Source organism: Microcoleus sp. N9_A2 (assembly GCF_036701775.1).
Classification (GTDB): Bacteria; Cyanobacteriota; Cyanobacteriia; order Cyanobacteriales; family Microcoleaceae; genus Microcoleus.
The window spans coordinates 63,496-69,495 of record NZ_JAUBRH010000034.1 but is presented as its reverse complement, the minus strand read 5'-3'; the positions used below and the strand labels follow the sequence as shown (position 1 = coordinate 69,495).

The 6,000-nt window shown below is 43.2% G+C and carries 5 protein-coding genes; 2 read left to right on the top strand and 3 right to left on the bottom strand.

Annotated features, from left to right (window positions below; all coding sequences use genetic code 11):
- Positions 1–182 precede the first annotated feature (182 nt).
- Together QUA44_RS19185 and QUA44_RS19180 are read right to left on the bottom strand one after the other, a co-directional pair.
- Positions 183–503 (bottom strand): hypothetical protein, encoded by a 321-nt coding sequence (locus tag QUA44_RS19185; protein ID WP_333309862.1) that lies wholly within the window; start codon positions 501–503, stop codon positions 183–185.
- Positions 504–1,320: 817 nt separating this feature from the next.
- The gene (locus QUA44_RS19180; RefSeq protein ID WP_333309859.1) at positions 1,321–2,667 is read right to left on the bottom strand and encodes a serine hydrolase; all 1,347 of its coding nucleotides are present in this window, start codon (positions 2,665–2,667) and stop codon (positions 1,321–1,323) included.
- Positions 2,668–3,002: 335 nt separating this feature from the next.
- On the opposite strand from QUA44_RS19180, the gene QUA44_RS19175 reads away from it, so the two are divergent.
- Positions 3,003–4,115 (top strand): N-acetylmuramoyl-L-alanine amidase-like domain-containing protein, encoded by a 1,113-nt coding sequence (locus tag QUA44_RS19175; RefSeq protein ID WP_333253318.1) that lies wholly within the window; start codon positions 3,003–3,005, stop codon positions 4,113–4,115.
- Positions 4,116–4,163: 48 nt separating this feature from the next.
- Here the strand turns inward: QUA44_RS19175 and QUA44_RS30755 are convergent, their stop codons facing one another.
- Positions 4,164–4,391, bottom strand: coding sequence for a DUF2809 domain-containing protein (locus QUA44_RS30755; RefSeq protein WP_445243684.1), 228 nt, complete (start codon positions 4,389–4,391; stop codon positions 4,164–4,166).
- Between the two features lie 635 nt (positions 4,392–5,026).
- Here QUA44_RS30755 and QUA44_RS19170 point away from each other — a divergent pair.
- Positions 5,027–5,770, top strand: a complete 744-nt coding sequence (locus QUA44_RS19170; RefSeq protein ID WP_333253316.1) for a TylF/MycF/NovP-related O-methyltransferase — start codon at positions 5,027–5,029, stop codon at positions 5,768–5,770.
- The last annotated feature ends 230 nt before the right edge of the window (positions 5,771–6,000 follow it).

Below are 6,000 nucleotides of genomic sequence, written 5' to 3'. Positions count from 1 at the left end.
AGTTTTTGAGCAACAGCTTGCCTGAGATTCAAAGGTGGCTACTTCTAGCTGTGCTCATTTTTTAGTCTAAACTACAGAGTTTGACGCCCATCACATAAGTAAAAGACGTAAAGTTGCTACGGTTTTTGAACCTGGGAAATCCTCTGCCTTCAAAGAAATTCTTGTAAGCAGTGTCTAATCGTTTAACATTCTGTTGTAGAACTTTTGAATCTATTTGAGCATGACCTTGGTCTAGCAATTTTCAATTCTGGCAATGCTGTAATTTGAATGTCCGCCGCACTTCTACGGGGATTTCTAGCCTGACCTTCTTGATCAAACTTATAGTCTTTCCAGGGATTTCCGGTGGCGCCACTTTTGCTAACGAAACAGGTTAACGGTGAAACTTCGCCATAAGTTCTAATATCGCAGTAGTCGCCTTGGACAAACTGTTGGCTGTATTGGGTAATTCTGTCATTTAGACACCAGTTGTAATGACTTCTAAGCATATTTACCCAAGCCGACATTTTTAAGACTTGCGTTTGATTGGGGCGCAATTTGTAAATATAGTTTGTTAGCAATCTCACTCATCTCCTTGTTCATATCTTAATATAGCAGTCGCCTTTTAAATATTAAGAATTAAGAAAGATTCACGGCGGTTAAAACCGCCCGTGCCGCTTACATCTCATGGCTAAAGCCGATGAGTTTTCCGCTTGCCGAACTTTTTTTTATAATTGTGGTAGAATACTCGTATCTTCGATCGCAGAATAACAATCTAGATAACAATAAAACAGCTTTGATGTGACAAGTGGGGCGGGACGTGTTCCTCACTATAAAACGCCGTAGAGGGAAACGATTGGAGTACCTTGAGGGAAGATCTTGATATCCTTGACCGGACTCAGATGCCTACAACATACCGCTTGCGGTTGGTGTATGAGCGTCACGGCTTGCTCATAGGATATAACAAACCGGGTTTCTGGCTGCGGGTTTGACCTAAAATCCTAGATTTGTGGTCAAGAAATTGGTTTTTGTGGTCGTCAGTACCCATTTTTGGCAGAAACCGTTGTTTGTGCGTAATATCACTTCTGAGTGCGCCGGAATTGTAAAATCGAGTCAACATTCAACACTCAGATCAAATCCGGTTGCATTGGAATAATTAAACCACTCTTGACGCCGAAAAAACAGAGAAAGAGAACAGAGAGATGAATAATTCCGATGCAACCGGATTTGATATCAACCATCCTTCAGTTTTTCGAGTGACAGTAAACAGTCAACAGTCAATAGTCAACTTTTCGACTAACAGTCAACAGTCAACAGTCAACAGTCAACCCGCCCTACTCCATATTACTGCAAAGTGATGGGGCCACGAGCGTTTAGCCGGTCGAAAACGTATCGGGAAATGGCCGGAAATGCTGTTTCGTCCTTGGCGTAGGCCGGATCGTCTGCAAAAACAACTAAGATATAAATCGCGCGATCGTCTAAAGTTCTAACAAAAGCCGCTTCGCTGCGTGATTTGGAAGTATAGCCTACTTTGGAACCAAAATAAATATTAGTTGGTAAAGATTCGCCGAGAAATCCTTGTATCGAATTGCTAGGGTCATTTTTCCAGGCCTTGGGGTCTAAGTCTCTAGTCAGCAAGTAAGCCATTTTGCGGCTCGCGACGCTAGAAACCGCTTGCCTAGTATAGATTTCATATATTAATCTGGCGGCTTGGTCGGTAGTTACTTGATTGCGAATCGGCTGGGAAGCATCGCCCCGCAATTGCAAGTCGCGACCGATTGGACCTTCTTGCCTCAAATAGTATATGGGATAATTTTTGGTGGTTATACGAAGATCATTGTAGCCTGCTGACTGGAAAAAGGAGTTAATTTGATTGCGCTTTTTCAGCCATGTTTGCAACTCTTCTCCGGCGAGCCTGCCCCCGGATTTTGTATCTGTGATTTTGTCTAAAAGCCTGCTGGCAGCATCGTTGTTGGAGATGCCAATCATTTGTTCTAGATCGTTTTTGAAGGCTGATTCTTTTTGCGTAATTATGCCTTTTTCTATGGCTGAGTAAAAGGCTGCCATCCAAAATAACTTGGCAACGCTAGCGGGAAATCTGAGACTTTGATTTTGATATCCGGCAAAGGTGTGAGTTTTGGAATTGCTGACATCAAATAAGGTAATTGATAGCCGTTCTGCAGGCAATCCTTTGCTGCTTGCAATTTTCACAGATTCATCAACAATCCCTTGCAATTCTTGAGAGTAAACGGGATTGGGAGGTGTTTTGATGTTGTAGCTAAAGGTAGGCTCGCTTTGAGGAGCGGCTAAATTTTCCGATGGTTCAATTGTCGGAGGCGAGAGTGTTTCTTGAGGCGAGACGGCCTGTTGAGCCAAGATAACTGGCGGTTCTGGGGGACGGCGAATTCTGAAGGGCATTGTGACGAGCCAAAAAAACGCGATCGCCCCGACAATTAAACACAAAATGTTACGGTATTTGAGCCGAGAAAATTTCGTCCTCACTCGGCGACGAGACGGGACTGGGCCTTCGCTGCTTTGGCGACGGGGCCCGACTAGGCGCTGGCTGCTTTGGGGTCGGGATTGGATTATACCTCTTGCATGAATCTTTGCTCGATCGGTCAACCGCAGATACAAGGCAGATGAACGCAGATTAACGCAGATAATTTCAAGAATTGAGAGCGACTTTTGCAACAAGTCTATTGGGCGTCGGGTCTGGATTGGGCGTCGGGACTTGACTGGACGCTCCCTGCTTTGGCGTCGGGACTTGACTGGACGCTCGCTGCTTTGGCGTCGGGGCTGGATTGGGCGTTGGGGCCCGATTGGGCTGCGTCGGCGGTCTACTTGCATTACAGTGTTGTGGTATCAAACTCGCACGATCAGTTTATAATAGGGCGGCGTCTAAATGACAAGGGTGTCGATCGAGTCCGCTGTTGCCAATTTTATCTGTCTACTAGGCTGATTGAGACTTCTAGTAATTGTAAAATTTTCAGGATAGCACTGAGTTGAAGCAAAATCCTTTGAAAAACATGAGAAATTTTTGGAGTCTGGCTGTTTTGGGATTTGCGATCGTCGGCGTGAATAATTCTTTGATACCTGATGTTTGGGCATTTCAGTCTCAATCTGCTACGGGATATGTTGTCGATCGACAAACAGCAGGACAGGGCGCGGATGTAGCGTTTTCCTTGACGGGAGAAAGCGAAAATCTGGAAGTAACAAACAAGCAAACTGTTTCCAGTTTTCTGAGTATGTTTTGGGACTTCAACAATTTAGCGGCAATTTCCTATTCCGAATTGCTGGATGTACTGGCGAGACGACCAGACTCAAACAATACCGAGAGAGAAACCGTTGCACAGCCTGAAGACATAGCACGTTTTGAAAAGGTTGTACAGTATGCAAAACAACAAAATTTGCACGATCGCCCGATCGGAGAAATCGTCCAGGCGATCGCCGATAATTTCCAAGGATTGCCCTACGCCGCTGGTTTGCTGGACGAATCCGGCGAAGAAAAGTTGATCGTAACTTTGAATAAATTTGATTGCGTTTTGTTTGTAGAAACCGTTTTGGCTATTTCGCGGGGCGTAGCAGTACAAGATTACGACTATCAAAATTTTGTCAATCGCATAGAAGAACAGCGGTATTTAAATGGTAAAATAAACGGTTATTGCAGCAGATTGCACTATTTTTCCGAATGGATTAACGACAATCAAAAACGGCAAAGTGTGGAAAATATCACCGCTGAATTAGGTGGAGTTCCCATGAATAAAACACTAAATTTTATGAGCCAGCACCGCAGCAGTTACCCGCAAATGGTCAAAGATGAAGCGACTTATCAGTGCATAGTCAGCCAAGAAGCAGAATTAGCCAAAAATACTGTTAATTACATCCCGACAAATCGGATAAAAAGTGTTTATTCTCAATTAAAACCAGGGGATATTGTAGCGGTAGCCACGGATGTTAAAGGATTGGATGTCACCCATACGGGTTTTGTGTACAGGAATGCAGACGGGAATCTGGGCTTAATTCACGCTTCCCCGGCTGGGGAGGTGACAGTTGCTTACGACTTGCACAGATATATTAGCAGAGTCGAAAGTGCGATCGGCATTGTGGTAGCTAAGCCGATCGATCCCAGATCAAGATGATATGTGAGGTTATCAACAGAAAAGACTAAAAGCCTTACTACGAACCTGTTAGGATTTTTGATGTCTTTTCATGATTTTATGCTTCAGACAAACCACCAAAACCCACTCCACAATACATCCGAAAATATAGCCGATAAAATCCTCGCAAGCAAAGCTGCTACCCATAAATATATACCCGAATAATCTAGCCCTAATCCATTGCAAAAAACGAGGAAGCCACAGTTGGCTAAATTCAATTGCGGAGTAAAAAAGGAGAACTCCCCATTCTTTTAACAACTGATTAAGCTGTTGCGGGATTTAAATTTTCTGTCAAAAAAAAATCAAAATCTTTTGGGGAGTAGGGGTTGGGCGTCCCGCCCGCCCTGAATATACAATTTAAATGCGCGACAGCTTACCAATAAACTAGGTTTATTGCCGATCGCCTACCCCTGGGATGACGCAAGTGCCTTGATCGCACTCCTGAGCGGGCTGGTCTTCATAATTTACCTTGACAAAACGTGAGAACCTACCGCTCATCAGGCTTTACTTGTGATGTGAATTGAAGTAATTGCCTCTTTCTTCTGAAAAGGAGATGATTTCATGCTTTGCAGCAATCGGGATTTCATCCTGATTTCATAATTGCGTGCAATTCTAGAGAAGTAAACTAATTTGAAGTATCTCAGGTAGCAACATTTTCTTTTGTTACTCTATCTCTAGTCTCAATGAAGTGAGTGTTTCTCAACTTCTTTGCAAAGAGAGGATTTTCATTTCTTCTATTTAAAGTCATTGCTATTAGCAGCTTCCCAAACGTTTATTCCACCGCTATTCAAAACTATGTAATTCGGTGCCACCACTATGCTGCTGATGCCAGGATTCTAAGTGAAGTCCTCCATCCTCTCAACCACTATTCACAATTTTATCTAGCAAACGACATGAACAATACTTTCATTGCAACTTATTTTGATTGGGATCACCGGACTCCACGCAAACGCCATCGTTTGGCTAATCGGGTATTGAATAAATTGCGTTTGAACGGTCAAGTTATTCCCAAATCGCCTGGTATGGCAAGTATAGAAGCTCGAATGAATATTTTTCATTTGGCAAGCCAAACAGCAGCATACAAAGTATCTGGTGATGTTGTCGAAGTGGGTTGTAATGCTGGCGAAAGTTCGATTGTGATCAAAAAAGTTCTGAATGAGTATGCGCCGGAGAAACAATTTCATGTGTTTGACAGCTTTGAAGGGCTTCCAAAACTACAAGGAGACGATATTAAAGATGGAGTATACGATCAAGGTTCGATGACAGCGAGACTCGACGAATTCAAAAATAATTTTTCCGCTGTTGGACTGGATCTACCACATATTCATAAAGGATGGTTTGAGGATACTGTTCCTTCATGTCTTCCAGATAAGATCAGCTTTGCAATTGTGGACGGCGATCTATATAGCTCTACTAAATATGTACTGCCCCATGTTTACGAGCGTTTAACGCCAGGAGCTATTTGCTTATTTGGCATTTATTATGATGAAAAGGTGTTTTCACGTCCACATACTGCTGAGCCTTTCAAATCGCCTGGTGTAAAACGTGCTTGTGATGAGTTTTTTGCAGACAAGCCTGAAAAAGTCTCTGTACTCTATGCTTGTGAGTATTCCAACGGCTATTTTCGCAAGCTGTAGAGACAGAGCAGTTTGATGGGAATAATAATCTGGTGTTTGTATCCTGAGAGTGTTTCATCACCTTTATAAATAGGGCATTCCTCGGAATTTGCCGATAAATAATAAATCTTGTTTATTGCCGATCGCCAAGACCTATAATGACGCAAATACGTCGATGGCACCTTGACAGGGTTGGGTGCTTATGGCGCACCTTACGCTACTTAAAAATCAAGGAATAAAATCCTTACTCC